This window comes from Burkholderia pyrrocinia (genome assembly GCF_003330765.1).
Lineage (GTDB): Bacteria > Pseudomonadota > Gammaproteobacteria > Burkholderiales > Burkholderiaceae > Burkholderia > Burkholderia pyrrocinia_B.
Window position 1 is genome coordinate 2,967,478 of sequence record NZ_CP024903.1, and the last position, 25,535, is coordinate 2,993,012.

Annotated in this window: 26 protein-coding genes and 1 pseudogene; 14 read left to right on the forward strand and 13 right to left on the reverse strand. The window is 65.5% G+C overall.

Going from position 1 to position 25,535, the window contains the following annotated elements; all coding sequences use genetic code 11:
• Positions 1 to 119: 119 nt before the first annotated feature.
• The 4 genes and pseudogenes from CUJ89_RS31095 (at position 120) to CUJ89_RS31110 (ending at position 3,256) form a co-directional block, all read left to right on the forward strand.
• Complete coding sequence (locus CUJ89_RS31095; protein ID WP_114181072.1) at positions 120 to 1,157, forward strand: aldo/keto reductase; 1,038 nt, start codon at positions 120 to 122, stop codon at positions 1,155 to 1,157.
• 53 nt (positions 1,158 to 1,210) lie between these two features.
• Positions 1,211 to 1,435: pseudogene (locus tag CUJ89_RS31100) on the forward strand (GNAT family N-acetyltransferase); the annotation flags it as partial.
• Positions 1,436 to 1,647: 212 nt separating this feature from the next.
• Positions 1,648 to 1,911 (forward strand): helix-turn-helix domain-containing protein, encoded by a 264-nt coding sequence (locus CUJ89_RS31105; protein WP_114181073.1) that lies wholly within the window; start codon positions 1,648 to 1,650, stop codon positions 1,909 to 1,911.
• A gap of 1 nt (position 1,912) precedes the next feature.
• A complete protein-coding gene (locus tag CUJ89_RS31110; RefSeq protein WP_114181074.1) occupies positions 1,913 to 3,256 on the forward strand; it encodes a type II toxin-antitoxin system HipA family toxin in 1,344 nt (447 codons plus the stop codon).
• Between the two features lie 44 nt (positions 3,257 to 3,300).
• On the opposite strand, the gene CUJ89_RS31115 is transcribed toward CUJ89_RS31110, so the two are convergent.
• Entirely contained in the window at positions 3,301 to 4,026 is a 726-nt protein-coding gene (locus CUJ89_RS31115) for a class I SAM-dependent methyltransferase (RefSeq protein WP_114181075.1), read from the reverse strand.
• A gap of 192 nt (positions 4,027 to 4,218) precedes the next feature.
• Here CUJ89_RS31115 and CUJ89_RS31120 point away from each other — a divergent pair, with 192 nt between their 5' ends.
• The 3 genes from CUJ89_RS31120 (at position 4,219) to CUJ89_RS31130 (ending at position 6,905) form a co-directional block, all read left to right on the forward strand.
• Positions 4,219 to 5,220, forward strand: coding sequence for a hypothetical protein (locus tag CUJ89_RS31120; RefSeq protein WP_114181076.1), 1,002 nt, complete (start codon positions 4,219 to 4,221; stop codon positions 5,218 to 5,220).
• 302 nt (positions 5,221 to 5,522) lie between these two features.
• Positions 5,523 to 6,332 carry a TlpA family protein disulfide reductase gene (locus CUJ89_RS31125; protein ID WP_114181077.1) on the forward strand — a complete coding sequence of 270 codons (810 nt, stop codon included), beginning with the start codon at positions 5,523 to 5,525 and terminating at the stop codon, positions 6,330 to 6,332.
• A 252-nt stretch (positions 6,333 to 6,584) separates the two neighbouring features.
• Positions 6,585 to 6,905 carry a helix-turn-helix domain-containing protein gene (locus CUJ89_RS31130; RefSeq protein ID WP_114181662.1) on the forward strand — a complete coding sequence of 107 codons (321 nt, stop codon included), beginning with the start codon at positions 6,585 to 6,587 and terminating at the stop codon, positions 6,903 to 6,905.
• Between the two features lie 54 nt (positions 6,906 to 6,959).
• Here the strand turns inward: CUJ89_RS31130 and arsH are convergent, their stop codons facing one another.
• From arsH to leuA, 6 genes are all read right to left on the reverse strand, one after another.
• On the reverse strand, positions 6,960 to 7,682 hold the full coding sequence (gene arsH, locus CUJ89_RS31135) for an arsenical resistance protein ArsH (RefSeq protein WP_114181078.1): 723 nt from the start codon (positions 7,680 to 7,682) through the stop codon (positions 6,960 to 6,962).
• A gap of 65 nt (positions 7,683 to 7,747) precedes the next feature.
• Positions 7,748 to 8,818, reverse strand: a complete 1,071-nt coding sequence (gene arsB / locus CUJ89_RS31140; protein ID WP_114181079.1) for an ACR3 family arsenite efflux transporter — start codon at positions 8,816 to 8,818, stop codon at positions 7,748 to 7,750.
• Between the two features lie 64 nt (positions 8,819 to 8,882).
• Complete coding sequence (locus CUJ89_RS31145) at positions 8,883 to 9,377, reverse strand: arsenate reductase ArsC (protein ID WP_114181080.1); 495 nt, start codon at positions 9,375 to 9,377, stop codon at positions 8,883 to 8,885.
• 22 nt (positions 9,378 to 9,399) lie between these two features.
• Positions 9,400 to 9,735 carry an ArsR/SmtB family transcription factor gene (locus CUJ89_RS31150; RefSeq protein ID WP_114181081.1) on the reverse strand — a complete coding sequence of 112 codons (336 nt, stop codon included), beginning with the start codon at positions 9,733 to 9,735 and terminating at the stop codon, positions 9,400 to 9,402.
• Positions 9,736 to 9,927: 192 nt separating this feature from the next.
• Positions 9,928 to 10,335, reverse strand: coding sequence for a peptide ABC transporter ATPase (locus CUJ89_RS31155; RefSeq protein WP_114181082.1), 408 nt, complete (start codon positions 10,333 to 10,335; stop codon positions 9,928 to 9,930).
• A gap of 141 nt (positions 10,336 to 10,476) precedes the next feature.
• Entirely contained in the window at positions 10,477 to 12,183 is a 1,707-nt protein-coding gene (gene leuA, locus CUJ89_RS31160) for a 2-isopropylmalate synthase (RefSeq protein ID WP_201752419.1), read from the reverse strand.
• 950 nt (positions 12,184 to 13,133) lie between these two features.
• Here leuA and CUJ89_RS31165 point away from each other — a divergent pair.
• From CUJ89_RS31165 to CUJ89_RS31175, 3 genes are all read left to right on the forward strand, one after another.
• The gene (locus CUJ89_RS31165) at positions 13,134 to 13,523 is read left to right on the forward strand and encodes a fucose-binding lectin II (RefSeq protein WP_114181084.1); all 390 of its coding nucleotides are present in this window, start codon (positions 13,134 to 13,136) and stop codon (positions 13,521 to 13,523) included.
• A gap of 108 nt (positions 13,524 to 13,631) precedes the next feature.
• Complete coding sequence (locus tag CUJ89_RS31170; protein ID WP_114181085.1) at positions 13,632 to 14,468, forward strand: fucose-binding lectin II; 837 nt, start codon at positions 13,632 to 13,634, stop codon at positions 14,466 to 14,468.
• A gap of 201 nt (positions 14,469 to 14,669) precedes the next feature.
• Positions 14,670 to 15,410, forward strand: a complete 741-nt coding sequence (locus CUJ89_RS31175) for a fucose-binding lectin II (RefSeq protein WP_114181086.1) — start codon at positions 14,670 to 14,672, stop codon at positions 15,408 to 15,410.
• A 338-nt stretch (positions 15,411 to 15,748) separates the two neighbouring features.
• Here CUJ89_RS31175 and CUJ89_RS38710 read toward each other — a convergent pair whose 3' ends face one another.
• The 4 genes from CUJ89_RS38710 to CUJ89_RS31190 form a co-directional block, all read right to left on the reverse strand.
• Positions 15,749 to 17,212, reverse strand: a complete 1,464-nt coding sequence (locus tag CUJ89_RS38710) for an autotransporter outer membrane beta-barrel domain-containing protein (protein WP_236655007.1) — start codon at positions 17,210 to 17,212, stop codon at positions 15,749 to 15,751.
• Between the two features lie 30 nt (positions 17,213 to 17,242).
• Positions 17,243 to 19,093 carry a beta strand repeat-containing protein gene (locus CUJ89_RS38715; RefSeq protein ID WP_236655008.1) on the reverse strand — a complete coding sequence of 617 codons (1,851 nt, stop codon included), beginning with the start codon at positions 19,091 to 19,093 and terminating at the stop codon, positions 17,243 to 17,245.
• Between the two features lie 55 nt (positions 19,094 to 19,148).
• Positions 19,149 to 19,328, reverse strand: coding sequence for a hypothetical protein (locus CUJ89_RS31185; protein ID WP_114181087.1), 180 nt, complete (start codon positions 19,326 to 19,328; stop codon positions 19,149 to 19,151).
• 200 nt (positions 19,329 to 19,528) lie between these two features.
• Complete coding sequence (locus CUJ89_RS31190; protein ID WP_236655009.1) at positions 19,529 to 20,623, reverse strand: M23 family metallopeptidase; 1,095 nt, start codon at positions 20,621 to 20,623, stop codon at positions 19,529 to 19,531.
• On the opposite strand from CUJ89_RS31190, the gene CUJ89_RS38720 reads away from it, so the two are divergent.
• Positions 20,618 to 20,863 carry a hypothetical protein gene (locus CUJ89_RS38720; protein ID WP_236655010.1) on the forward strand — a complete coding sequence of 82 codons (246 nt, stop codon included), beginning with the start codon at positions 20,618 to 20,620 and terminating at the stop codon, positions 20,861 to 20,863. The two genes, CUJ89_RS31190 and CUJ89_RS38720, sit on opposite strands and share 6 nt — an antisense overlap.
• 339 nt (positions 20,864 to 21,202) lie before the next feature.
• Positions 21,203 to 22,072 (forward strand): mechanosensitive ion channel family protein, encoded by an 870-nt coding sequence (locus CUJ89_RS31195; protein ID WP_114181089.1) that lies wholly within the window; start codon positions 21,203 to 21,205, stop codon positions 22,070 to 22,072.
• Positions 22,073 to 22,115: 43 nt separating this feature from the next.
• Here CUJ89_RS31195 and CUJ89_RS31200 read toward each other — a convergent pair whose 3' ends face one another.
• Both CUJ89_RS31200 and CUJ89_RS31205 read right to left on the reverse strand, forming a co-directional pair.
• Positions 22,116 to 23,258: a branched-chain amino acid ABC transporter substrate-binding protein gene (locus CUJ89_RS31200; protein WP_114181090.1), complete on the reverse strand. Its 1,143-nt coding sequence runs from the start codon at positions 23,256 to 23,258 to the stop codon at positions 22,116 to 22,118.
• Between the two features lie 70 nt (positions 23,259 to 23,328).
• On the reverse strand, positions 23,329 to 24,363 hold the full coding sequence (locus tag CUJ89_RS31205) for a histone deacetylase family protein (RefSeq protein WP_114181091.1): 1,035 nt from the start codon (positions 24,361 to 24,363) through the stop codon (positions 23,329 to 23,331).
• 128 nt (positions 24,364 to 24,491) lie between these two features.
• Here CUJ89_RS31205 and CUJ89_RS31210 point away from each other — a divergent pair, with 128 nt between their 5' ends.
• Both CUJ89_RS31210 and CUJ89_RS31215 read left to right on the forward strand, forming a co-directional pair.
• Positions 24,492 to 24,980, forward strand: coding sequence for an Lrp/AsnC family transcriptional regulator (locus CUJ89_RS31210; RefSeq protein ID WP_114181092.1), 489 nt, complete (start codon positions 24,492 to 24,494; stop codon positions 24,978 to 24,980).
• A gap of 65 nt (positions 24,981 to 25,045) precedes the next feature.
• Entirely contained in the window at positions 25,046 to 25,291 is a 246-nt protein-coding gene (locus CUJ89_RS31215; RefSeq protein ID WP_236655011.1) for a hypothetical protein, read from the forward strand.
• Positions 25,292 to 25,535: the final 244 nt, after the last annotated feature.

The following is a 25,535-nucleotide window of genomic DNA, read 5'->3' on the forward strand; positions in this document are numbered from 1 at the left end:
TTCTCCGAAGGATATTTTCGCCATCCTCCCGATTATCAGGAAAAGACGCAAACGGTACATTGGCTGCCTGACGATCGACACGCGGTCCCGCACCGGTCACACGACGAAAGGAAATGCACATGGAATACCGTACGCTCGGCCGCTCCGGCCTCAAGGTTCCCGTCCTGAGCTTCGGCGCAGGCACCTTCGGCGGCGCCGGCCCGCTGTTCGGCGCATGGGGCAACACGGGCGTCGACGAAGCGCGCCGCCTGGTCGACATCTGCCTGGAAGCCGGCGTCAACCTGTTCGACACGGCCGACGTGTATTCCGACGGCGCGTCCGAGCGCGTGCTCGGCGCCGCGATCAAGGGGCGTCGCGACCAGGTGCTGATCTCGACGAAGACGGGCCTGCCGACCGGCGACGGCCCGAACGACGCGGGCACGTCGCGCGCGCGGCTCGTGCGCGCCGTCGACGACGCGCTGCGCCGCCTCGACACCGACTACATCGACCTGCTGCAGCTTCACGCGTTCGACGCGGGCACGCCGGTCGAGGAAGTGATGTCGACGCTCGACGATCTCGTGCGCACGGGCAAGCTGCGCTATATCGGCGTGTCGAACTTCGCGGGCTGGCAGATCATGAAATCGCTCGCGGCGGCCGACCGGCACGGCGGGTCGCGCTACGTGGCGAACCAGGTCTACTACTCGCTCGTCGGCCGCGACTACGAGTGGGACCTGATGCCGCTCGGCGCCGACCAGGGTCTCGGCGCGCTGGTGTGGAGCCCGCTCGGCTGGGGCAGGCTCACCGGCAAGATCCGGCGCAATGCACCGCTGCCCGAAGGCAGTCGCCTGCATGAGACGGCCAGCTACGGGCCGCCGGTCGACGACGCGCGCCTGTACGACGTGGTCGATGCGCTCGACGCGATCGCGGAGGAAACCGGCAAGACGGTGCCGCAGATCGCGCTGAACTGGCTGCTGCAGCGCCCGACCGTGTCGTCGGTGATCATCGGCGCGCGCAACGAGGAGCAGTTGCGCCAGAACCTCGGCGCGGTCGGCTGGGCGCTGACCGATGCGCAGGTCGCGAAGCTCGACGCGGCGAGCGCGGTGGCAGCGCCTTATCCGTACTTTCCGTATCGCCGGCAGGAAGCGTTCGCGCGGCTCAATCCGCCGATGCGGGGGTAGCGGCGACGGCGACGCGGCGCGACGGCAGCAGACATGTCAGCACGGCCTCGCCCGCCGGGCCGACCTGCTACCTGCAGGATCTGTTCACGCTCGACAGCGAACGCGGCAAGGGCGTCGGCCGTGCGCTGATCGAAGCCGTGTACGACGCCGCGCGCCGGCATCGCGCCGAGCGCGTGTACTGGCAGACGCACGAGACGAATCACACGGCGATGCGGCTTTACGACACCATCGCGGAAAAACCGGGGTCCGTGGTCTACCGGAAGGTGCTGCCGCGCTGAGCGCGCCGGGTCAGGCGCTCAACGCGCGCGGCATCTCGCCGAGGCCCATCAGCACGTTGTACGTCATCGCAGCCTTGGTAGCCCGAAGGACACAAAACCTTCCTTTTTATCGATTTCTGTATCCCTCGGGCTACAATTTCGACGTGCTATTTTGTAGCAGAGGGGCTACAATCAGAACCAGTTTGGCAATTTTTGATGCCCTGGGGCTACAAATGACAACACTGGCCGATGTCGGAGAGATGCTGAGAGACGCCCGCCGCACGGCAGGTCTTTCACAGAAAGAACTGGCTGAGCACGCCGGTGTCGCACGCACGACGCTCGCCCGCATGGAAACGCTTGCGCGAGGAGACATGAGCGTATCCGCGCTCGTTCGCCTCCTTGAGGCCGCCGGCTATGACCTGCGAACGGTCAAGCGCGGACACAGGCGCACGCTGGACGACGTGCTGGCCGAACAGCGCACGACGGGAGACGCGTGACATGCGCCTTCACGTCTACGTCAAAGGCAAACTCGTTGCCCATCTCTACCGTCAGGCGGACGACTATGCGCTGCGCTACACCGCGGATGCGACTGCCGACGATTTTGCCAGCCTGACCATGCCCGTTCGCAACGATGCCTGGGTCTGGCCTCGCGATCTGCATCCCTTCTTCCGGCAGAACCTGCCGGAAGGGTTTCTCTTTCAAGTGATTCGCGAAGAGTTCGGCCCCTATCTCGACGGAACGGATCTTTCGCTTCTGGCCATCATCGGCGGTTCCGGCATCGGCCGGGTAACCGTCGCACCCGAAAGCGGCGCGCCCGGCGGCGAACTTGACCCGCTCGACCTGAAGAGCCTGCTGCACGAGGACATCACAACCGCACGCTTTGCGGAACTTGTACGGTACTACGCGCGCGCGGCAATTTCAGGCGCCGTACCCAAATTCCTTGCACCTGAACGCTCGTCGGCTCAGGCACCGGTAGGCAAGCAAACGCTACGCACGAGCCGACACATCATCAAGGGGTCCGACGAGCAAACGCCCTATCTGGGTTTCAACGAGCATTACTCGATGCAGGTGCTGGCAAGACTTGGCGTCGCTCGAGTCGCGAAGACCACGATGTCGGACGACGGCCGCGTGCTCGTCGTTGACCGGTTCGATATCGACGAGCAAGGCAAACCGGCGTTTGGCCTGGAAGACGCTTGCAGCCTGCTTGGCCTGCCTCCGCATGAAAAGTACCGCCCGTCGACCGAACAGGTTCTCAACGCGACAAAGCCCTACATCGGCGCCGCCAACTGGAGACGAGAGGCCGAGCAGCTCGGCTGGCAGCTCATCGCCAACTATGTTGTGCGCAATGCGGACTGCCACGCCAAGAACATTGCGCTTCTCTACTCGAACATCGACGACGTCGTCTACACGCCCGCCTACGACATTGTCACCACCGAGGCCTATCCGCGCTTCGCGAACAATCCTCCCGGACTGAGCGTCGAAGGTCGCAAAACGTGGGCGCCCGGGAAGACGCTGGAACGTTTCTTCAACACTCGCCTCGGCATCCCGCCGAAGCGATATCGTGAAATGGCCGAGGCGCTGTGCGACTCGGCCGTATCAACAGGAAAAGACATCGTCGAAGCGGCAAAAAACGAGACGCGGTGGCATTGGATAGCCAAGCAGATGCTGCACGCATGGAACGAGGGGATGGGATCGCTCCGTAGCGCCAAACCACAGGTGGCGCTCAAAGCGCTCACGCCGATCATCGAGGCCGCCGGTTTCCCGGATGCAGATCGGGCCGATAGCGCGAGAGAGGTCATTGGCCGCTCGGAATTGCTGGCCAATCACGACAAGGGAAGCTGACGCCCGCCCAGGGTCAGCCAACAGGAGCAAGTCCGGGGCTTCTCTCAACCCACCGGCCGCGCCTTGATCCACAGAAACAGCGGCACACGCGCCCACTGCTTGAGCTGATCCGTATCCGCATGGTCGGGCGGCGGCTCGCGCAGCGACACGATCGCGAACCCGGCCGCTTCCAGCGCTTCCATGTAGGCCTGCAACGGCAGCGACCAGCCCGCGAAATGCATCGACAGCCCGTCGCGCGTTTCCACGCCGTCGAAGGGCTCGCGCCCGAAGTAGCTGCCCTTCAGCACGAACGGTGCATCGGGTTGCGGCCCCGCGAAGCCGCCGCGATCGCGGAACGGGTGCACGAGCGAGATGAACAGCAACCCGTCCGGCTTCAGCACGCGGCGCGCCTCGCTCAACGCGCGCTGCATGTCGTCGAGATCCATCAGCACGTTGTACGCCATCACCAGATCGAAGCTGGCCGTATCGAACGGCAGCGACGCCGCGTCGGCCCGTTGATAGCGATGCGCGGAATCCGCGTGACGCGCGGCGTCGAGCATCGCGGGCACCGCGTCGCTCGCGGTCACGTCGTAGCCGAGCGCCTTCAACTCGCGGCTCACGCGGCCTTCGCCGCAGCCGATCTCCAGCGCGCGGCCGCTGCCGCGACCGATGTACGCCGCGAGCCCCGCGCGGTATTGCCAGAATGCATCGTGCCCCGGCTTGCCGGCCCAGCCGATCCATTGGTCGGCCACCTGCGTCCAGTGTTCGGTAATGGTTTTCGTGTCGGTCATGTCTGCTCCCGATCGGTTTCGTCGTTGGCCCAGGATGCGCATGGTAAGCCGAAGCGACGGCGGGCGTGAGCGCGTTGCGCCGCTTCGCCGGTTTCCGTTTCAGGCGGCGACGTTCTACAGTTACGAGAAACGACCCGCGCCGCCGCGCATCGTCCCCGTTCGACGATACGCACCCGATTCCGAGGAAAGTCCATGCCGAGTATCGTCGCCGCGCCCGCCAATCTCCCCCCGAGCCCCGTCCCGGCGGAAACGCGCATGGTTCACGACGTTGCCACGCTGAAGCCGTCCGACTACCGTTCGGCGGACGGTTCGTCGTGGGTCATCTCCACCATCACGCCGGCCAAGGACAGCGGCGCGAACGTGACAGGCGAGTCGTACTTCGACACCGCAAAAGGCAAGACCGTCCCGGTGCCCGACGCGCGCCGCCGCTATGCGAATCGCGGCACCTGGCAGGTCGTCGCGAGTTCGAGCCCGTCGGTGCCCGCGACAGGCCGCTACGACTGGCTGACGCTCGCCTGGCTGCCGATCAACCGGCGGCCGCTCCCGCAAACGCCCGAGCACCTGTATTCGCCGTTCATTCGCGGCGGCACGATTGTCTATCGATGGAATCCGGCAGCGGAAGGCGGCGAACAGTTCGGCGCGGTGCGGATGATCTTTCCGGAATGGACGCAGCAGGTGGCCGACGCGTTGCGGTCCGCGCCGCCCTCGTTGCCGGACGGCACGTCGGCCACACCGCCAGCGCTCGATCGCCTGAAAACAGACAGGAATCCGATGACCGCCGTACTCGATTTCGGCGATGCGCTACGTGAAGAACCGGTGGAACGGATCGTCGCGCGGCTGCCGGGGCTGCTGCAGGCGAACGACCTGCACGAACTGTCGGCCATCGTGTTCCTGTGCCTGTCCGAATCGCGTGCCGAAGACCGGCCGCGCTTCGCCGAAGCGATCAACGGATCGATTGCCGCGACCGACGACAGCGCGCGCCTGCTCGCGATCGCGTATGGCGCATTCGCGGCCGGCCGGTCCCGGCCTTATCCGTTCAACGACGCCGGGCAGACGGCTCGCATCAACGACGTGTTCGGCGCGCTGAAGCGGCGCACGTCGGCGCTCAACGTGCCGGTTGCGGAAGGTTCGCCGTGGTACGAGTTCTTCACGGCCTATCGGCTCGGCGGTGCGGCGTCCGGCAACGGCCCGTGATCGTACGCAAACGCGTCGACGCCGCGGCAGCGGATGCCGATCGCCGGCGCCTGCATCGCGGCGTCTCGTCGTTCGGATTCCACTGACCACCAAACCAGCCTGATTCGCTGCCCGTTGCCATGAAAACGACGGAGTCCTGACCCAACCGGTCACATCGAATTCGCAACACGCCGTTACGTTCGCGAAGGGAACCCGCGTGCGGCACAACCGGTCGAATCGCCGCACGTCCGTCGACGGCTTCATCGCCGCGGCCGACAATCCCGTCTCCTCTCCCGCTCGATCACGTCCACCCTTTACTTTTCATGCTGAGCATCGGTCCCTTCTCGATCCGCGTCGTCGCGGTAGCCGTCGCCGCACTGCTGGCGTGGCTCGTCGCGCGTTTCATCCAGCGCCGCCCGCCTGACGGACATCACAAGACGGCGTCGAGCCTGATCCTCGACGTGCTGCTGCTCGGGCTGGTCGCCGCGCGCATCGGTTATGTCGCGCAATGGTGGCGCGACTACGCGGCCACGCCGAGATCGATCGTCGCGCTCGGCGACGGCGGCTTCGACTGGCGTGTCGGCCTGGGGGCCGCGCTCGTGTTCGCCGGCTGGCGGCTGCGCCGGCTGCCCGCGCTGCGTCGCCCGGTGCTGGCCGGCATGGTCGCGGGCGTCGCCGCATGGGGCATCGCGCAGGGCACGCTGGCGACGTTGCAGCGCACCGCGCCGCCGCTCGCCGCGATGCAGCTCGAAGCGCTCGATTCGACGCCGGTGTTGCCGCAACGTTTTGCCGGCAAGCCGGTCGTCGTGAACCTGTGGGCGACGTGGTGCCCGCCGTGCCGCCGCGAGATGCCGATCCTCGAACAGGCGCAGCGCGATCATCCGGACATCGCAGTGCTGATGCTCAACCAGGGTGAAAACGCGCAGGCGGTGCGCGCGTTCCTCGAACAGCAGGGCCTGCGCTTCGATCACGTGCTGCTCGATCCATCGCTGCACGCGATGCACGCGTACGGTTCGCGCGGCCTGCCGACCACGCTGTTCTTCAACGCGAAAGGCGAACTCGTCGAATCGCACATGGGCGAGTTGACCGCGGCGCGGCTGAAGGACACCGTGGCGCAACGCTTCGGCCAGTAACGCGCGTCGGCAGATGGAAGCGCTGCACGCGTAAGCCGGGGCCGGCGCTACGGAAAGCGCGGCGCCGAAATCAGACACGTCCGATAGTCCCTGCGGAGTGCCGTCCGTACACTCGGGCGCATGATTTCGCTGATCCAGACCTCCTTCGACGCCGTGCGCGATGCCGTCACACAGCGCGTGCGCCGCCCTTCGTTCCGCCGCAAGCTCGACATCGCAGTGCTGGCGCTGATCGTCGCGAGCGTATTCGAAATGATGATTCGCAATGACCATCCGCGAGGCACCGACAACGTGCTGCAGGACCTGGGTTTCGACGATGCAGAGGAACTGTCGGCCAAGGCTGCGCTCGCGCTCAAGCTCAACCAACTGATCGACAAGCGCGGCCTGAGCCAGACGGAAGCAGCAGCGATCACGGGCATGACCCAGCCGAAAGTGTCCCAGGTACGCCGCTACAAGCTCCAGAACATTTCGCTGGAACGACTGATGGAGGCACTGGTATCGCTCGACCAGCATGTGGAAATCGTGGTGCGGCCTGCGCGGCGCTCGCATTCGGCTGGCATCACGGTTGCAAAGTAAAGGTTGGCTCGCGCGCGCGGGCCATCGCACCGCCCCACCACCACCCCGCCTCTCTCAAATACTGCGTTGATTGACGCGCGCTGACAGCGCCTCCGCGCTTTCCTTCCGCTCGCTATACCGGTCCACCAGATAGGGGCCGATGTCCCGCGTCAGCAACGTGAACTTGACCAGTTCCTCCAGCACGTCCACGACACGGTCGAAATAGGCGGACGGCTTCATCCGGCCCGCTTCGTCGAATTCCGCGAACGCCTTGGCCACCGACGACTGGTTCGGAATGGTCAGCATGCGCATCCAGCGCCCCAGCACGCGCATCTGGTTCACGGCGTTGAACGATTGCGAACCGCCGCTGACCTGCATCACGGCGAGTGTCTTGCCCTGGGTCGGCCGAACGGCGCCCATCGATAGCGGAATCCAGTCGATCTGCGATTTCATGATGCCGGTCATCGCGCCATGCCGTTCCGGCGAGCACCACACCATGCCTTCCGACCATTGCACCAGCTCGCGCAACTCGACGACCTTCGGATGACTCTCCGGCGCATCGTCCGGCAACGGCAGGCCGCCCGGATTGAACACGCGCGCCTCGGCGCCCATCGCCGTGAGCAGACGCGCGGCTTCCTCGATCAGCAGCCGGCTGAACGAACGCTCGCGCAGCGAGCCGTACAGGAGCAGAAGCCGGGGCGGATGGGTCGACGGCGACGCCGGCCGCAACTGGCCGGCGTCCGGCACGCGGAACGATGCGATGTCGAGTTGCGGCAAGTCGTCCTGACGATCAGACATGCTTGCTCTCCGCGTGATGGCGATGAGTCGTGACGTGGGTCATGCGGACAGATTCTCCTGTTTGTTCAAGCGCGTTCGTACCAGCCCTTCGACCGGTTGACGATGCGCACCACCAGCAGCATGACCGGCACCTCGATCAGCACGCCCACGACGGTGGCCAGCGCCGCGCCGGAGTGGAAACCGAACAGGCTGATCGCGGCCGCAACCGCCAGCTCGAAGAAATTGGATGCGCCGATCAACGCCGACGGGCACGCGATGTCGTGCTTCTCGCCCACCGCGCGATTGAGCCAGTACGCCAGCGCCGAATTGAAAAACACCTGGATCAGGATCGGCACCGCGAGCAGCGCGATCACCAGCGGTTGCTTCAGGATGGCTTCGCCCTGGAACGCGAACAGCAGCACGAGCGTGGCCAGCAGCGCGGCGATCGACCACGGGCCGATCTTCGCCATGGCGGCATCGAATGCCGCCGGCCCTTTCGCGAGCAGTCGCCTGCGCCAGATCTGCGCGAGGATCACGGGAATGACGATGTAGAGCACCACCGACGTGAGCAGGGTCGCCCACGGCACCGTGATCGCCGACATGCCCAACAGCAGGCCGACCAGCGGCGCGAACGCGATCACCATGATGCTGTCGTTCAGCGCCACCTGCGACAGCGTGAACAGCGGATCGCCGCCTGTCAGCCGGCTCCACACGAACACCATCGCCGTGCACGGCGCGGCGGCCAGCAGGATCAGGCCGGCGATGTAGCTGTCGAGTTGCCCGGCGGGCAGCAGCGGCGCGAACAGATGCCGGATGAACAGCCAGCCGAGGAACGCCATCGAGAACGGCTTGACGAGCCAGTTCACGGCGAGCGTGACACCGATACCTTTGACGTGCCGACGCACTTCATGCAAAGCGCCGAAGTCGACCTTCACGAGCATCGGAATGATCATCACCCAGATCAGCAGCCCGACCGGCAGATTGACCTGCGCATATTCCATTCGGCCGATCCGCTGGAACAGCCCGGGCAGCATCTGGCCGAGCACGATGCCGGCGACGATGCACAGCGCCACCCAGACCGTCAGATAGCGTTCGAAGAAATTGATGGAAGGCTGGGCTACAGCCTTTCGGCTCGGGACGACATTGGACGTATTCATGGATCGGGGCCGGTCTTGCAGACGCAGGCGACACCCTGACTCAGGCTTGCCGCCGTGCGAATGCTCAGTTTTGCGAAATGTCGGTCAGGGCCGCCTGGAGTTCGGCATGGCTCAGCCGTTCGAGCGGCAGCGCCAGCAACTGCAGCATCCGATAGCCGATCGCCTGGCGCGTGAGTTCGAACGCGAGCCGCTTGCAGTCGTCGCCGCCCGCCGCGTTCGACGGATCGGCATAGCCCCAATGCACCTTCACGGGACTTCCCGGCCAGTACGGGCACGTCTCCGCGGCCGCGCTATCGCACACGGTGATGACGACGCGCATTTCCGGCGCGCCATCGCCGACGAATTCATCCCAGCTCTTGCTGCGGTATCCGCCGACATCGACGCCGGCGCCGGTCAGCGCTTCCAGCGCGAACGGATTCAGCCGGCCGCTCGGCGCGCTGCCGGCGCTGTACGCGCGCACGTCCTTGCCGAGCTTCCCGGCCCAATGATTGAGCATGCCCTCCGCGAGCACGCTGCGGGCCGAGTTGTGGGTACAGAGGATCAGGACGTTCGTGGTCATGGACGAGAGACGCGAATGCGCTTCAGGATGGATGGGTGCCGGATGTCGAACACGCGGACACTGGCGAGCACGGATTGCCGCCGCAGCAGTTCGCCGTGAGGTAGGCGAGCAGGCCGTTCATCGTCGCGAAGTTCGCGCAATAGAAGACGAAGCGGCCTTCCTGCCGGCTCGTGACGAGCGCTGCATGGGCCAGTTCCTTCAGATGAAAGGACAGCGATGAAGGGGGCACATCCAGCAGCGTGGCGATCTGCCCGGCCGGCAGGCCCTGCGGCCCCGCTTGCACCAGCGCGCGGAAAACCGCGAGCCGGGATTCGTGAGCGAGCGCCGAAAGCGCGGCGATGGCCTGGGTCGTTTCCATTTTTCGATAATAGTCGAAATATCGAATTATGAGAAGCAACTTCGAGACGAAGCGATGGCCAACGAACGGGGACAAACAAAACGACTGCGACTGTCAACGAACCCTGCGCCCGACGACAGCCCGGCCTTCAACTACGCGGCGCGCGCTTCCCGATGCACTACCCGGCGGTCAGCATCGGGCTCGACGCACGGCTTACGGCCGCGAGAACACCATCACGCGCCCCGACACACGCTGCAACTTGAGCCAGCCCATGTCGGCGGTGAAGCGAAGCTGCTGCAGAGGAAAATCGAACGAGGCCTTCCCGGCGGCACTCACGACCGCGTCGGCGATCCAGCGGATCAGCGCCTTCCCTTCGTCGGTCGTCACGCTGCCGTTCTGGATGCCGCCGTAGAAGTAGCGATTCCCGGCATTGACCTCGTTCTGCAATTGCATCCAGTGACCCGGCAAACCGGGCAGGGTCCGGAACAGATCGGCGACCCGTTGCGTCGTCAATCCGCGCGCCCACAATGCGCCGTTCACGGCGGGCCGCGCCAGGTTGTGGCGGTCTGCTTCCTGGGCCTGCCCCTTGATGTCGCCTTTCAGGGAATCGAGTTTCGTCATGACGCGTTCCTTATGGTGATGGGCGCGGGAAAATGGCCCCGCGCGCGCCGCTTGCACGATACGCCCGTTGTGCGAAGTCATCGCCTGTCAGGTTTGTCAGGCCCACGCGCCGCGCCGCCGACGCGCCCACCACCGCGCCGCTTACGCGACGGCCTTCACCGGCTGCACGTCGAAAAACGTCGCCTGCGCCGCCTCGTCGGCTCGCGCATACGCACGATTGACGCCACTGATCACCGCGCGGATCGACGCGGTCGTCAGGTTCGCGTCGATGCCCACGCCGAACGCGCTACCGCGCACGCCCGAACCGGCCAGTTCCGCCACCGCGATCGCCTTCGCATCCGCCCCCTGCGACAATGCACGCTCCTCGTAATGCTGGATGCGCAACGGCGTACGCAGCGCGTGCATCAGCGCGTCGAGCGGACCATTGCCTTCGCCGCGCAGCACGCGGCGCTCGCCGTGCACGTCCGCGGTCAGGACGATCGACTCGCGGCCGTCGCGTTCGCTGAGTTCATGGCCGACGTAGCGCAGCGGCGTGTCGCCCGCCACGTATTCCTGCTGGAACAGCGACCAGATCTGCGCACCCGTCACTTCCTGCCCGCTGTCGTCGGTCAGGCGCTGCACGGCCGCGCTGAAGTCGACCTGCAGGCGGCGCGGCAGCGCGACGCCGTAGCCCTGTTCGAGCAGGTACGCGATACCGCCCTTGCCCGACTGGCTGTTCACGCGAATGATCGAATCGTACGTGCGGCCGAGATCGCTCGGGTCGATCGGCAGATACGGCATTTCCCACACGGCGTCGGCGCGCTGCACCGCGAAGCCCTTCTTGATCGCGTCCTGATGCGAGCCGGAGAACGCGGTGAACACCAGATCGCCGACGTAAGGATGACGCGGATGGATCGGCAACTGCGTGCATTCCTCGGCCGTGCGCGCAACCTCGTTGATCTGCGAGAAATCGAGGCCCGGATCGACGCCCTGCGTGTACAGGTTCAGCGCGAGCGTGACGAGATCGACGTTGCCGGTGCGCTCGCCGTTGCCGAACAGGCAGCCTTCGATCCGGTCGGCGCCGGCCATCACTGCGAGCTCCGCCGCCGCGACCGCGGTGCCGCGATCATTGTGCGGATGCACGGACAGGATCAGCGCATCGCGTCGCGCGAGGTTGCGGTGCATCCACTCGATCTGGTCCGCATAGAAGTTCGGCGTGCCGACCTCGACGGTCGCGGGCAGGTTCACGATCGCCTTGCGCTCGGGCGTCGGCTGCCATACGTCGAATACGGCGTCGCAAACTTCCTTCGCGAAGTCGAGCTCGGTCGCCGTGAACGTTTCCGGGCTGTATTGCAGCGTGAACTGCGTATCGGTCGCGGCGTCGGCGAAGCGCTTGATCGTGCGCGCCGCGTTCACGGCGAGCTGCTTCACGCCGTCGCGGTCGAGGCCGAACACGATCTTGCGGAATTCCGGCGCGGTCGCGTTGTACAGGTGCACGATCGCGCGCTTCGCGCCGCGCAACGATTCGAACGTGCGCTCGATCAGGTCGTCGCGCGCCTGCGTGAGCACCTCGATCGTCACGTCGTCGGGAATGTGGCCGCCTTCGATCAGTTCGCGCACGAAGTTGAAGTCGGTCTCGGACGCCGACGGGAACGCGACCTCGATCTCCTTGAAGCCGATCGCGACCAGCGTCTTGAACATCCGCATCTTGCGCGCGGCGTCCATCGGCTCGAACAGCGCCTGGTTGCCGTCGCGCAGGTCGGTGCTCATCCAGATCGGCGCGTGCGTGATCGTGCGCGACGGCCACGCCCGGTTCGGCAGGTTGACGGGCGTGAACGGTCGGTACTTGGTTGCGGGGTTCTCCAGCATCATGATGTTCGGTCCTCGGTCGGTTTGTCGGGAAACCGCGGCGCAACGGCCATCAGTTGTGGAGGCCGGCTGCGCGCGCAGCGGTTAAAACAGTGAAAAAGCGGCACAACGGCAAAGCGGTACGGCGAACGACAGCCTTGGCGGTTGAGCGACCGGGACGGAGCGGAGCGATACGGAAGAAAGACGAACTCAGGCGCCGGTCGATAACCGGGGCCAGGTCGGTGATACGGGGGAAATCTGGCGCTTCAGGAAAGAAGCAGATGGAAAGCGCGCAGCCGCAGACCCAGCCCGGAAGAACGGGCTAGTAGTCGTAGCGAGAAGAAGGACTGGGCGGCTTGCATGGCCGGAATCAGATCACAGGCGCAGGAGGCTGTCAACGGGCCGCTCGCCGGACGGACACGAATCGCGCGGCGGCGCGGCCGCCAGAATCAGTCCAGTCCGATAGGCGGCGGCGGGCCCCGTCGCTATGCTTCACGGGTGCGGCACCGGTGAAGCCCTATTCATGTTCGGAGTGAGTCGGTCAACAATCTTCGCCGGTTGCCGCACCCCTTCCCTTTGCGATCGGGTTTCGGCGTGGGCGTTCGGTGGTGGCCAGTGGGCGCGGCCACGACAGAAATGCTGATGTTGAAACGAAACGCTGCCATATGCGAACGCCGAGCGCCTGCGCCGAAGCCTGATTGCCCCGCCTCCCGCCCCGCCTGCACGGCTGCGCATCATTCAGAAAAACGATATGCGCATCGATATAATTTCTTGAATATATCGAAATACCTCCAATTAAAACCATTTCATTAAATCTGATCACCTTCATTTTCGATTTACTGAACAATAATCATTCTCAATCGAATATTTTTTCATTTATTTTTCGGCATGCTCGACAGGCCGTGTTTCAAACAGCAAACGTTTGCGCGACACGGCCTGAAGCGTTACCCAACACTCCTCAGGAGGAAAGCATGGCCGACAATCAAACGTCATCCAATCGCGCCGGCGAGTTTTCGATTCCGCCGAATACCGATTTTCGCGCGATTTTCTTCGCGAATGCCGCCGAGCAACAGCACATCAAATTGTTTATCGGCGAAAGCAAGGAACCTGCCGCATATCACAAGCTGACGACGCGCGACGGCCCGCGTGAAGCCACGCTGAATTCCGGCAACGGCAAGCTCCGCTTCGAAGTGACGGTGAACGGCAAGACGTCGGCCACCGACGCGCGCCTCGCGCCAATCAACGGCAAGAAGTCGGACGGCTCGCCGTTCACGGTCAACTTCGGGATCGTCGTGTCGGAAGACGGCCACGACAGCGACTACAACGACGGCATCGTCGTGCTGCAGTGGCCGATCGGCTGATCGATCGGCAGACAACCGCCGGGTTGCCGCCTGTCAGGCAGCCCGGCGGTTTCGCGTCGAACTGCGCAGCAACCCCATCGAAAACCGTTTCGCCATCAGGAGACCTCCATGCCTATCCTTTCGGCTTCGATCAATAGCGCTCCCGTCGTCACGTCCGAGACTTACGTCGACATTCCGGGCCTGCATATCGACGTCGCGAAAGAAAACATTCGCGACGGCAAACTGCTGGTCACGCTCAACGTGCCGACGCCGTACGCCACCGGCAACAACTTCCCCGGCATCTATTTCGCGATCGCGACCGACAAGGGTGTCGTCGCGGACGGCTGCTTCACCTATTCGTCGAAGGTGCCCGAAAGCACCGGGCGCATGCCGTTCACGCTGGTCACGACGATCGACGTCGGCAGCGGCGTCACGTTCGTGAAGGGCCAGTGGAAAAGCGTGCGCGGCAGCGCGATGCATATCGATTCGTACGCGAGCATTTCCGCGATCGGTGAAACCACCGCGCAATCGTCGTCCCAGCCCGGCGGGAACCAAGGCACCGAAACCGGCAGCGGCACTGGAACCGGCGGCGGCACCGGCAACATCGGCGGCGGTGGCGAACGCGACGGCTTGTTCAATCTCCCGGCCAACATCAAGTTCGGCGTCACCGCGCTTACCAACGCGGCGAACGACCAGACGATCGACATCTATATCGACGACAACCCGAAACCGGCCGCCACGTTCAAGGGTGCCGGCGCGCAGGACGAGAACCTGGGCACGAAGGTACTCGACTCCGGCAAGGGCCGCGTGCGCGTGATCGTGACGGTGAACGGCAAGCCGTCGCGGCTCGGCTCGCGGCAGGTCGACATCTTCAAGAAGTCGTTCTTCGGGATCGTCGGATCGGAAGACGGCACCGACGACGACTACAACGACGGCATCGTGTTCCTGAACTGGCCGCTGGGCTGATCGACAGGCGTTGATAACCGAGACGTGCGGCGCGGCATGGATTGCGCGCCGCTGTCGGGAACGCAATGACGACGGGGCCAACCACACATTGCGAATCATTCGGGCAGCCACGTGCTGCCTCACGCTTTGCTCCGCGCGCGACACGGTGAAATTCGTTCATCGGCCGCATGACGGCGAACATTCCATCAAGACGAGGACGACATGCAACAACCGTTTACCCATGACGATCTGTACGCGCTGCTGCGACTCGCCGGCAACGACGCGACCGCCGCGCAATCCGGCGGCGATCAGGCTGTGCTCGACAGGATGCGTCAGTTCATGACTGCACAACTCGTCGAGAAGTTGCCGCAATACGACGTGTTCGTCCATATCTCGACCATCCCGTACAGCTTCGACGTCGGAAGCTGGATGAACAAGGTCAAGACCGACACGACGGGAAAGATCGACGCCTGCACGGTGACGTGGGCCGGCGCACCGGGCGTGCTGCCCGGCGCCGCCGCGAAGTTCGGCGTCGGCGCCGTGGTCACGTACTTTGCGAAAGCGACGGCCGAGCCGCAACCCGCGCAGCCCGACCCGGCGACGAACGCCGGCGGCGAGCGCGACGGCATCTTCAACCTCCCGCCGAACATCCCGTTCGGCGTCACGGCGCTCGTGAACTCGTCGGCGCAGCAGACGATCGAGGTCTTTGTCGACGACGACGCGAAACCGGCCGCGACGTTCCAGGGCGCCGGCACGCAGGACGCGAACCTGAACACGCAAGTGCTGAAGTCGGGCAAGGGGAAGGTACGCGTGGTCGTGACGGCGAACGGCAAGCCGTCGAAGATCGGCTCGCGGCAGGTCGACATCTTCAAGAAGACCTACTTCGGGCTGGTCGGATCGGAGGACGGCACGGACGGCGACTACAACGACGGGCTCGTGATCCTGAACTGGCCGCTGGGCTGACCGGCTCGCCGAGACCGACGCAAAATCAGACCAGACTGATTGGCCCGCGTCGCACCCCACGCTACTCTTTTGCCGCGCGGTTCCGGTTCGGCAAGCAACCGACGGCTTGGGTTTTGCGGCGCGAGCCTCGACCGCCGGCCATCCGGATAGCGCGCACGATCCGGCTGCGGCGCGGGCGTTCGATGGTGGCCGGTGGGCGCGGCCACAGGGTTCAAACGCTGTAGTGCTCCAAGTAACGATACGCTGCCAGATGCGAGCATCGAGCGCTCGCGCCGCAGCTGGATCGCTGCCCGGAGCGGCCCGTCGAAACGATCGGCGTGCACGCCCTCACATGCCTCTCACCACGCCCACCGCACGCCCGCATTCCCGGTAATCGTGCGCTGATGCTCGCCGCCCAGGTTCGTCAGGTAGCTGACCGTCGCATACACGCTGCCGCGCTTCGTCAGTTGCGCAACCAGCCCCGCGCCGATCTGCCCGGCCGTTTGCCCGACCTGCGTGCCGATCGTCGTCGCACCGCCGAACGTCGTCTTGTCGTCGGCGCCGAACGAGCGCAGCACGTTCACGCGCAGGTACGGCTTCCAGCTCACGCCGTTCGCATCGAACGCCCATTGCAGCCGCGCGCCGATCCGGCCGAGGAACGTGTTGCCGTTATTCCACATCACGCTCGACACGCCGTCGTTGAAGCGATCGAGCGACAGCCATTGCCACACGAGCTGGGCCTGCGGCTCGAGCGTCAGCCCGTAGCCTAGCGCGACCGGGAAGCCCGCCTCGACCGAGCCCGTGAACGCGTTGCCGTTCGTCGAGCCGTTCGCGTTGTCGTTCGAATGCGTGCGAAGGGTCAGCGCGCTGCCCATCAGCACCGCGTCCGTGTACCAGCCGCCCGGGCCGATATGCGTCCAGTAACCGCCGAGGTTGTACGCATTGACCTGCAGCGTGCCGACGCCCAGGTCCTGCTGCGCGAGCGCGAAGCCGTTCACGTCGCCCACCGCGCGCGCGAAGCCGAGGAAGAAGCCGTAGTGGTTGCGCTGGCCGCTCGGGCTGGTGTCCGCATACAGATCCTGGCCGACCTGCATCCCCCACACCGTGCCGTCGAACGACGGCGTCACGTCGCCCTTCTGCTTGATGTTGCTGTTGCCGCCCCACACGCGCGCCCACGACGCAGGCATCGGGCCGTGCTCGCTCAACAGGCCCTGTTCGCCCTGACGGTCATGGAACGTGTCGATCTGCAGCAGGCCGAGCTGGCGCGCGACGGCCGGCGCTTCCGCGTACAGCGGCACTTCGGGGCGGTAGACGGGTTCGGCAGCGCCGCCCGTCCCGGCATTGTCGACGGCCTCGACGATCGACTCCGGCGTGCCTTCGGCCGGCGTGATCGGCGGCTGGGGCGGCGGCGTCGGTTGTCCCGGTTGGACGACCGGCGGCACCGGCTTCGGCGGCACCGTGTTGCGCAGATACCAGCTATCGCCGGTGCCGTTCGCCGCGCCGCCCTTCGCGAGGAAGTACGAATACGCGCCGGCGCTCACCGTGCCGCCCGACAGCGTGAACGCACCCGCGCTCGACGTCCCGCCGTCGGTCGCCTGCACGACCTGGATGCCGTCGGCCGTCGTCTGCGCGCCGGGGCCGCCGACGTTCATCACCTTGAGCACGCTTGAGCCGCTGATTCCGCCGGCGCCGACAATCAGCCTGTCCGATGCCGCTCCATCGCCTGCAAGATACGTATTCAGCGCGATCGTGCCGTTCTGGCCGACGTAGCTGCCGCCGACGATCGTCAGCGTGTTGCCCACGTCGCTGCCAGCAAGCTGCAAGAGCCCTGCATTTGTCAGCAGCCCCTTGATTTACAGGTTACCTGTCCGGCCACTCGCGAGGCCGGCCAATGCGTTCGCGACAGAAACCGTGCCGTGGTTCACTACATCGCCCGCGACACTGCCGTAACCGCCAAACGTCGCGCCCGGCTCAACCCTTACCATGCCGCCGCCGATCATCGTGGCCGGGCCGCCCAGTCCATCGCCGATCACCAACGTTCCCGCCTTGACGTCAGTGAAGCCCATGGCGTTGCTAGGACCGTTAAGCGTCAACGTGCCGCTGCCGAGCTTCGTCAGGTAGCCACCGCCGCCCATAATGTTCTGCGCGATCGTGGTGTTAAAGCCCTGCGTATCGATCGTGCCGCTGCTAGACGGCGTAATCGACACCGAACGGCTCGACGCCAGATTGAACGAACTGCCGAGCTGCAGCGTGCCACCATTGAACGTCAGGCTTCCTGACGATGCGCCGAGCGCATTGTCGGCCGCGACCGACAGCGTGCCCTGCGTGATCGTCGTACCGCCCGAATACGTATTGCCACCGGCGGTGGAAGGCGCGACCGTCAGCGTGCCCACGCCGGTTTTCTCCACCGCACCCGAGCCGCCGATCGTGCCCGTGTACGTGCCGGCGCTGTCCTGCTGGAAGCGCACGAACCCGTTGTCGGTCACGGATAGCGGCAGGTTCGACGCATTCGCCTGCAGCGTCGCGCCCGCGTTCACGGTCGCGACGACCGACGCGGTCGTCGTGCCGAGCGTGCCCGTGAGGTTCAGCGTGCCGCTCTGCACCAGCGCGGTCGAGAACGTGCCGGTGCCGGCCCAGGTCCAGTCGGCGCCGGCCATCGTCAGGCTCTGGAAATTCGTGAACGCATTCGATGCGGTGCCCGTGCCCTGCAGCGTCACGGTGTTGGTGCCGCCGCCACCGTTCGCGGTGCCGACGATCTGCGAACCCGTCTGCAGGATCAGCGTCACGTTGCCGTTGCCGCCCTGGATCGCGGTGCCGCCGCCGCCCTGGATCAGCCCCGCGTTGGTGATCGTCGTTGCGCCGTTGGTCGAGCGCACGCCGATCCCGTTGTTGCTGATGATCCTGCCGCCGGCCTGGTTCGTGATCGTCGCGGTGAACGAACTGCCGAGCGTGTTCGACACGACCGCGTCGACACTGCCGCCGCTCGTCGCCGTGCCGGTCGTCTGGATCGTGCCGCTGTTGACCAGCGTGTCGTTGTTGCCCTGCATGTACACGGCCGGCGCATCGCGGCCGTTCGACGTCAGCGTGCCGCTGTTGGTGATCGTGCCGTTGCCGCCGAGCAGCGACGCCGCGCGCGCGTTGTTGCCGGACGTCGTCACGGTGCCGGTGTTGACGATCTGGTTGCCCGACGCGCCGGGATTGCTCTGCCCCCACGCGGCCGTCATCCCGTATGAATTGTTGCCGGTGGTCGTGATCGTGCCGTTGTTGACGAGCGTGTTGTTGTTGCCGTTCGCGGCCATCCCGTCGTTATAGATTCCGGTCGTCGAAATCACGCCGGTTGCGGCATTGGTGAGCGTATTGCCGTTGTTCACGCCGAGCAGCATCGCGCCGCGGTTCGCGACGCCCGTACCGTTTCCGGACATCGACAGGTTGCCGTTGTTGGTGATCGCGCTCGACATGTCGACGGAGAACGGTGTGGGCGTGGACGTCAGCACATAGCTGCCCGTCACGGTCGAATCGAGGTTGATCGTCACGTTGGTACTGCCGGCCGCAGCCACGACCGACGGTGCATTCGCGCCGGAACACGCGACCGTCGTTCCGCTGCCCGGCGCAACGGCCGAGCATGCCGCATGGGCGCCCACCGGCATCGCGCCGGTCAGGATCGCCATTCCACCCAAACCCAGGTTCCGCGCCTTTCTTTTCATTTTCCGCTCGCTTTTATTGGTGACGTTATTGCAGCAAACCGGTGCGTGAAACGGGTTATATCATCTGCTTTGAAATAATCGCAAGATCCGATTGCGTGATATCGGAAATCAGTCCTGGATTAATTTCGCATTCGGAAATAACGGGAATAGCTGCGCTGTTGCGTTGCGGAAAACCCTGTGCAACAGGCGTGGCGGGAAAGCTGGAAGAAAACCGGTTGAATTTTCCGATTTTCACGAGAGTGTCGAAAGCGATGAAGAATGCGAATCGAACAAGCCGGAAAAATTGACGTTATTCGACGGTCAATTAATCGTGCAATGGCTGCACGCCATTCGATCATGTTGCTTCGCACGATGGCCGGCGATTCGAAAGCCGGCGCGTGCGCCGATGCGCGCAGGCAACGATGCCGGCCGCGATGGCCGGCATCCCGTTAGCTGTCAGCCGGCATCCGATGCGACAGGCTTCGACATCGCGACCGGCAGCGACCACGCGGCCGAGGCCAGACGTGTGCGCACGTCAAGGGCCACGCGGTTGAACGCGACACGCCGTTCGCCCTTCAGCGAGCCCGCTTTGGCCGCCTGCACCAGTGCGATCGGGTCGACGAGACGGGCATGCCGCCGGACTTCGAAATGCAGGTGCGGGCCGGTCGCCGTCCCCGTACTGCCGACGGCGCCGACGCGCTGGCCGCGAACGACGCGCGCGCCGGTTCGCAGCGTCGGCTCGAACGCCGACAGGTGCGCGTAGTACGACGCATAACCGCCGTCGTGACGAATCACCACATACTTGCCGTAGCCGCGCGGCTCGGTGCCGATGAACGACACCACACCGTTCTCCGATGCATGAACGGCGCGCCCGGCCGGCGCAGCGAGATCGACGCCGGAATGCACGTGACGCGCGCCGCTTACCGGATGCACGCGCGCACCGAAATGCGAGCTGATCCGCGTCGCGTTGACCGGCATTGCAAACCGGAAGCCGGCGAGCGGCACGCCGTCGAGGTCGTAGTAGGCGCCCGGCGCGCGTGCATCGGGCGCGAACCACACACCCGCGACGCGCTGCCCGCGAAAGCGGAGCTCGAGCGCCGTCACGCGCACGCCACCCGGCAGCGTCGCGGTGTGGTCGGGTTCGTATGCCACGCGGAAGGTGTCGCCGATCGCGCCGCGCTGCTTCGGATCGATGCGCCCGGCCAGCATGCGGGTGATCTGCGCCGCGATGCCGGCCGGCAATTCGGCGCGCGCCAGCGACGTTCGCAGGCTGCCGGTAATCGCGCCGGCGCGCGTGCCGCGATCCGGCTGCGCGAACATGAACGGCTCGGCAGATGCCAGATCGACGGAGCCCCGCTCGAACGCCGGCTGCGCGCCCATCGCGGGCAACGGCGATGCGATGCCGTAGTCGAACCGGGTTGCGTAGCCACGTTCGATCGCACCGCGCGCCGCGTCGCACAGCACGCTGTAAACCACGCATGCGCCGAAGCGCGCAGCGTTGCCGTCGCGATCGGCGTCCGTCGGTACGTGCGACGCAGACGCTGCATGCAAGCCGCCCCACGTCGTCCGGGCGGAACTGAAAAAAGGCACGTTGACAAGGCCTGCCGTTTCCGCCGTCACCGGCGCGAACGGCGCGGCGTCGTCAAACGCCTGCGCTGTCGCGCCCTGTGCGCCGGCCACACACGCCGCCGCGACGACACCGCGCAGCAGCGCGCGGCGAATCGGAAAACAGTGAACGCCGCGTTGCGCGGGTTGACCTTGTTCGCGTGCGAGACGGAAACGCAGGTCTAACCGCATGACGTCGTCACTCGCTGTCTATCAATGAAAAATCAGGAAAGAACCGGGTATCGCGGAGAGACTATCGTCGCGATCCGGTAACGTGAAAGCGAGTGTATCGGCGTGCTTGAAACGGCTAAATAGGACCAATCCTATTTGATTGAAGATACGCTTAGTACCAGAACGAAATCGCAATTTCACCGTCCGACAGCATGTCGCTCCGCCCCCAGGCGCTCGCGCGAGACATCGTGTGCCGTGTACAGTCGAGGGCTGCCCGCGCACGAGCACGTGCCTGCCCAAATGCGGCGGGCGTGCGACGCGTCGCGCACTGTGTCTTCAAACCGGAATCCCGTCATGTTTCTCGATCATCTGCACCCGGAACGCTGGACGTTCCTGTGGAACGCGCTGTCCACCCTTTCCATCAAGCTGTGCGCCGGCCTGGCGCTGCTCGTCGCCGGCTGGTGGCTGTCGAAACGCCTCGGCAACTGGCTGAACCGGCTGCTCTCGAACAAGGAGCGCGTCGACGACACACTGCGGCCGATCCTCTGCGACGTGGCCGTGTGGGGAATTCGCATCGTCGCGATCGTCGGCGCGCTGTCCCAGCTCGGCATCGAAACCGCGAGCATCGTCGCGGTGCTCGGCGCAGCCGGCCTCGCGATCGGGCTCGCGCTGCAGGGCACGATGCAGAACATCGCGGCCGGCATCATGCTTCTGCTGCTGCGGCCGTTCAAGGTCGGCGACTATATCGACGGCGGCACGGGCGTCGCGGGCACCGTCGACGAGGTCGGGCTCTTCATGACGCGGCTGACGAAGCCGGACGGCATCTGCGAATACGTGCCGAACAGCGCGCTGTGGGGCAGCTCGATCCGCAACTACACGCGCAATCCGACGCGCCGTCTCGATCTCGAGGTCGAGGTGTCCGTGCACGACGATATCGATCGCGCGCTCGCCGCGCTGCACGCGCTGGCCGTGGCCGATCCCGACGTGCTGCAGGATCCCGCGCCGGACGTGATGGTGATGCGCTTCGACGACAGCACGGCCGTCGCGAACCTGCGCGTGTGGACGCATACCGACAAATTCTGGGCGATGCGCTGGCGCCTCGCGCGCCAGTTGCGCAAGACGCTCGCCGATGCGGACTGCGCGCTGCCGATCCGCACGCGCGAACTGCACATCGTGCACGACGCGGAGCGCCGCACGGACGGCGCGCACGCCCGACAGGTGTAACCGGCGCGGCGGCGGGCGGCGCGCGCGCCCGGCCCGCCCCGCGTTACATCCTGACGATATCGAGCAGCGCCTTCTTGCCGCTCTTGTACGTGAACACCGAGATCGCACCATGCTTCAAGTCGCCCTGCGGCGTGAAGCTGGTTTCGCCGATCACGCCGCGATAGTCGGTGGCCGGCATCGCGGCCAGCACCTTCGCCGGGTCCGTCGAGTTCGCGCGCTTCATCGCGTCGACGATGATGTTGACGGCGTCGTACGAGAACGGCGCATACACCTGCATCGGCTGGTGGTAACGCGCTTCGTAGCGCTTCGCGAACGCCGCGCCGCCCGGCATTTTCTCGAGCGCGATGCCGGCCTCGGAACACACGACGTTGTCGGACGCCGGGCCCGCGAGCTTCGGCAGGTCGGTCGAACACACGCCGTCGCCGGCGAGGATCTTCGCGCGCATGCCGAGTTGCCGCGCCTGCTTCGCGAGCGGGCCGCCCGTCGCATCCATCCCGCCGTACATGATCGCGTCCGGGTTCTCGCCCTTGATCTTCGTGAGGATCGCGCGGAAATCGATCGCCTTGTCGTTGGTGGCGTCGCGCGAGACGACATTCATGCCGGCCGCCTTCGCCGCCTTCTCGAACTCGGTCGCCAGGCCCTGCCCGTACGCGGTCGAATCGTCGACCACCGCAACCGTCTTGATACCCATGTTCTTCGCCGCATACGACGCGAGCGCCGGCCCCTGCTGCGCATCGGTCGCGACGACGCGATACGTCGTCTTGAAGCCCTGCTGCGTATACATCGGGTTGGTCGCGGCCTGCGAGATCTGCACGACGCCGCCGTCGCGATAGACGCGCGACGCCGGAATCGACGTGCCCGAGTTGTGATGGCCGACGACGCCGACCACCTTGTCGTCGACGAGTCGCTGCGCGACCTGCGTCGCGGTGCGCGGATCGCCCGCATCGTCCTGCGCGTCGAGCTGCAGCCTGACCTTCTTGCCGCCGATCACGAGCCCCTTCGCGTTGATTTCCTCGACCGCGAGCCGCGCGCCGTTCTCGCTGTCCTTGCCGAGGTGCGCGATCGCGCCGGTCAGCGGTGCGACGTGCCCGATGCGCACGATCTCGTCCGCGTGCGCGGAAAATGCGGGCACCGCGCATGTCAGCGTCGCTGCGATGGCGAATGCCGTTTTGTGATGTCGATTCATGTCTGTCTCCTTCCTTGTCGCGCTTCGTTCGTGTTCAGATCCGTCGTTCGTCGAAGGCCATGCCGTGCGCTCACGCGCGCCCTTCGAATCCCAGCAGTACGTTCACCGCGTTGATGCCGATCTCTTCGACCATGTAGCCGCCTTCCATCACGAACAGCGTCGGCAGGTTCAGGCGCGCGAGCGCCTCGCCGATCCGCAGGTAGTCGGGCGAGCGCAGCCGGAAAAGGCTGATCGGGTCGTGCTCGAACGTGTCGACGCCGAGCGACACGACGAGCAGGTCGGGCGCATGCGCGCCGATCGCGGCCGTCGCATGCCCGAGCGCCGTTGCATAGGTGCCCCACTGCGTGCCCTTCGGCAGCGGCAGGTTCAGGTTGAAGCCTTCGCCCGCGCCCGCGCCGCGCTCGTCCGCATGGCCGGAGAAGTACGGGTACGACACCGACGGCTCGCCGTGGATCGACGCGAACAGCACGTCCGGACGGTCGTAGAAGATGTCCTGCGTGCCGTTGCCGTGGTGGAAGTCGACGTCGAGCACCGCGACGCGCGCCGCGCCGCTCGCGATGCCGTGCTGCGCCGCGATCGCCGCGTTGTTCAGGTAGCAGTAGCCGCCCATGTACTCGCGGCCCGCGTGGTGGCCGGGCGGGCGGCACAGCGCGAACGCCGCGCGCGCGCCGTTCGACAGCAGGTCGGCGCCGGTGAGCGCCGAGTTCGCGCTCGCGCTCACCGCATCCCAGGTGCCCGCGTTGATCGGTGCACCGGCGTCCATCGCGAAGAAGCCGAGCTTGCCGTCGATGAAGTCGGGCAGCGTCGCGGCCGCCGGCATCGCGCGCACCGGCCACACGAGCGGCAATGCCTGGCAGGTGCGGCCGGTCGCGGTCCATTCGTCCCATGCGCCGGCGAGGAAATCGACGTAGCGCGCGCTGTGCGCGCCGGCGTAGCTGGCGCGGTCGAACGCGCGCGGCGCGATCACGTCGCCGAGGCCGGCCGCGCGGACCTGCGCGAGCACCGTTTCGGCGCGAAGGGGGTTTTCGAACGACTCGGTGATCGCGCCGTCTTTCAGTTCGACGCCGCGATGCAGGTGGTGATCGCTGCTGTAGACCGTGAGCATGGTTGACCGTTGCAGTGATGGGTGTAAGGAGGGGTGGAAACAGTTTATTGAGGCCGGCCGGCAATAACTTTGCTTTTCGCGCGCGCGTTTCGTAGAATTTTGAGAAAACTGTCTACGGAGCCACGGATATGAGCAAAAATCGCGCTGCAGCTGAACTGGACGGCGTCGACCGCGCGATGCTCCGCCTTCTGCAGGAAGATGGCGCACTGTCGAACGCGACACTCGGCGAAAAGCTGTCGCTGAGCGTCACGCCGTGCTGGCGTCGCCGCAAGCGGCTCGAGGACGAACGCGTGATCACCGGCTACCAGGCGAACCTCGACCGGCGCGCGCTCGGGATGAACGTGTTCGCGTTCGTGCAGGTGACGTTCAACATGCATTCGGACCAGGATTCGGATCACTTCGAGGATGTGATGCGGCGTCACGACGAAGTGACGTCGTGCCACAAGATCACCGGCGCGGCTGACTACATCCTGCAGGTCGTCGCGGCCGATCTCGATGCGTATGCGGAATTCGTCGAGCGCGTGCTCCGGAAGCAGGCCGGCGTGTCGTCGATCCAGTCGAGCCTCGCGTTGCGCGAGGTGAAGTTCTCGTCGCGCGTGCCGGTGCCGGACGCGTGAGCGGCGCGACGAACGTGCGGGCCGTCATTCCGTTCCCCCAAACCCATCCCATGGAGCACTACCCCATGAAACGTTTCATCCCTTCCGCCGCGCCTGCCAATGCGTCGGCGCCGATCGATGCTTCGGCGCCGGCCGCACCGCCGATGGTCGGCGGCGATCGCGACGCACACGGCTGCATCGGCTCGGCCGGCTACGCATGGTGCGAACAGACGCAGCAATGCGAGCGCCCGTGGGAACTGGCGAAGCAGAAGGGGTTCGCGAATTCGGCAGAAGCGTACGAGCAGTTCTGCAGGAACGATTCGGCGAAGTGAGCGGGTCGCGGCGCAATGCCGCGACGCAATGACATGCCGATGCGAAGCGCTGCGCGATCGCTCCCGCATTGCATCGGCGCATCGACGTTCCAACGTTTCGCCTCGGCACGCCGCGCGCAAATTGCGCGCGCCGCGCCTGCAAGTTCCCGTCGGTTTTCCAGCATCGCGCACCACGATTCCGGAAACCCGGACATGCGAAAAACCCCACAAAAACAGGGACATTCTTCGCGTGCGACACGTTAAC

Bases quoted from the DNA above. Each gene is read 5' to 3' on its own strand.
- CUJ89_RS31125 (WP_114181077.1), top strand. From the start codon at position 5,523: ATGCTGAGCATCGGTCCCTTCTCGATCCGCGTCGTCGCGGTAGCCGTC.
- CUJ89_RS31145 (WP_114181080.1), bottom strand. From the start codon at position 9,377: ATGACCACGAACGTCCTGATCCTCTGTACCCACAACTCGGCCCGCAGC.
- CUJ89_RS31195 (WP_114181089.1), top strand. From the start codon at position 21,203: ATGTTTCTCGATCATCTGCACCCGGAACGCTGGACGTTCCTGTGGAAC.
- CUJ89_RS38715 (WP_236655008.1), bottom strand. From the start codon at position 19,093: ATGAAAAGAAAGGCGCGGAACCTGGGTTTGGGTGGAATGGCGATCCTG.
- CUJ89_RS31205 (WP_114181091.1), bottom strand. From the start codon at position 24,363: ATGCTCACGGTCTACAGCAGCGATCACCACCTGCATCGCGGCGTCGAA.
- CUJ89_RS31095 (WP_114181072.1), top strand. From the start codon at position 120: ATGGAATACCGTACGCTCGGCCGCTCCGGCCTCAAGGTTCCCGTCCTG.
- arsB (WP_114181079.1), bottom strand. From the start codon at position 8,818: ATGAATACGTCCAATGTCGTCCCGAGCCGAAAGGCTGTAGCCCAGCCT.
- CUJ89_RS38720 (WP_236655010.1), top strand. From the start codon at position 20,618: ATGCAAGCCGCCCCACGTCGTCCGGGCGGAACTGAAAAAAGGCACGTT.
- CUJ89_RS31155 (WP_114181082.1), bottom strand. From the start codon at position 10,335: ATGACGAAACTCGATTCCCTGAAAGGCGACATCAAGGGGCAGGCCCAG.
- CUJ89_RS31200 (WP_114181090.1), bottom strand. From the start codon at position 23,258: ATGAATCGACATCACAAAACGGCATTCGCCATCGCAGCGACGCTGACA.
- CUJ89_RS31115 (WP_114181075.1), bottom strand. From the start codon at position 4,026: ATGACCGACACGAAAACCATTACCGAACACTGGACGCAGGTGGCCGAC.
- CUJ89_RS31150 (WP_114181081.1), bottom strand. From the start codon at position 9,735: ATGGAAACGACCCAGGCCATCGCCGCGCTTTCGGCGCTCGCTCACGAA.
- CUJ89_RS31110 (WP_114181074.1), top strand. From the start codon at position 1,913: ATGCGCCTTCACGTCTACGTCAAAGGCAAACTCGTTGCCCATCTCTAC.
- leuA (WP_201752419.1), bottom strand. From the start codon at position 12,183: ATGCTGGAGAACCCCGCAACCAAGTACCGACCGTTCACGCCCGTCAAC.
- CUJ89_RS31130 (WP_114181662.1), top strand. From the start codon at position 6,585: ATGATTCGCAATGACCATCCGCGAGGCACCGACAACGTGCTGCAGGAC.
- CUJ89_RS31210 (WP_114181092.1), top strand. From the start codon at position 24,492: ATGAGCAAAAATCGCGCTGCAGCTGAACTGGACGGCGTCGACCGCGCG.
- CUJ89_RS31175 (WP_114181086.1), top strand. From the start codon at position 14,670: ATGCAACAACCGTTTACCCATGACGATCTGTACGCGCTGCTGCGACTC.
- arsH (WP_114181078.1), bottom strand. From the start codon at position 7,682: ATGTCTGATCGTCAGGACGACTTGCCGCAACTCGACATCGCATCGTTC.
- CUJ89_RS31215 (WP_236655011.1), top strand. From the start codon at position 25,046: ATGAAACGTTTCATCCCTTCCGCCGCGCCTGCCAATGCGTCGGCGCCG.
- CUJ89_RS31165 (WP_114181084.1), top strand. From the start codon at position 13,134: ATGGCCGACAATCAAACGTCATCCAATCGCGCCGGCGAGTTTTCGATT.
- CUJ89_RS31120 (WP_114181076.1), top strand. From the start codon at position 4,219: ATGCCGAGTATCGTCGCCGCGCCCGCCAATCTCCCCCCGAGCCCCGTC.
- CUJ89_RS31170 (WP_114181085.1), top strand. From the start codon at position 13,632: ATGCCTATCCTTTCGGCTTCGATCAATAGCGCTCCCGTCGTCACGTCC.
- CUJ89_RS31105 (WP_114181073.1), top strand. From the start codon at position 1,648: ATGACAACACTGGCCGATGTCGGAGAGATGCTGAGAGACGCCCGCCGC.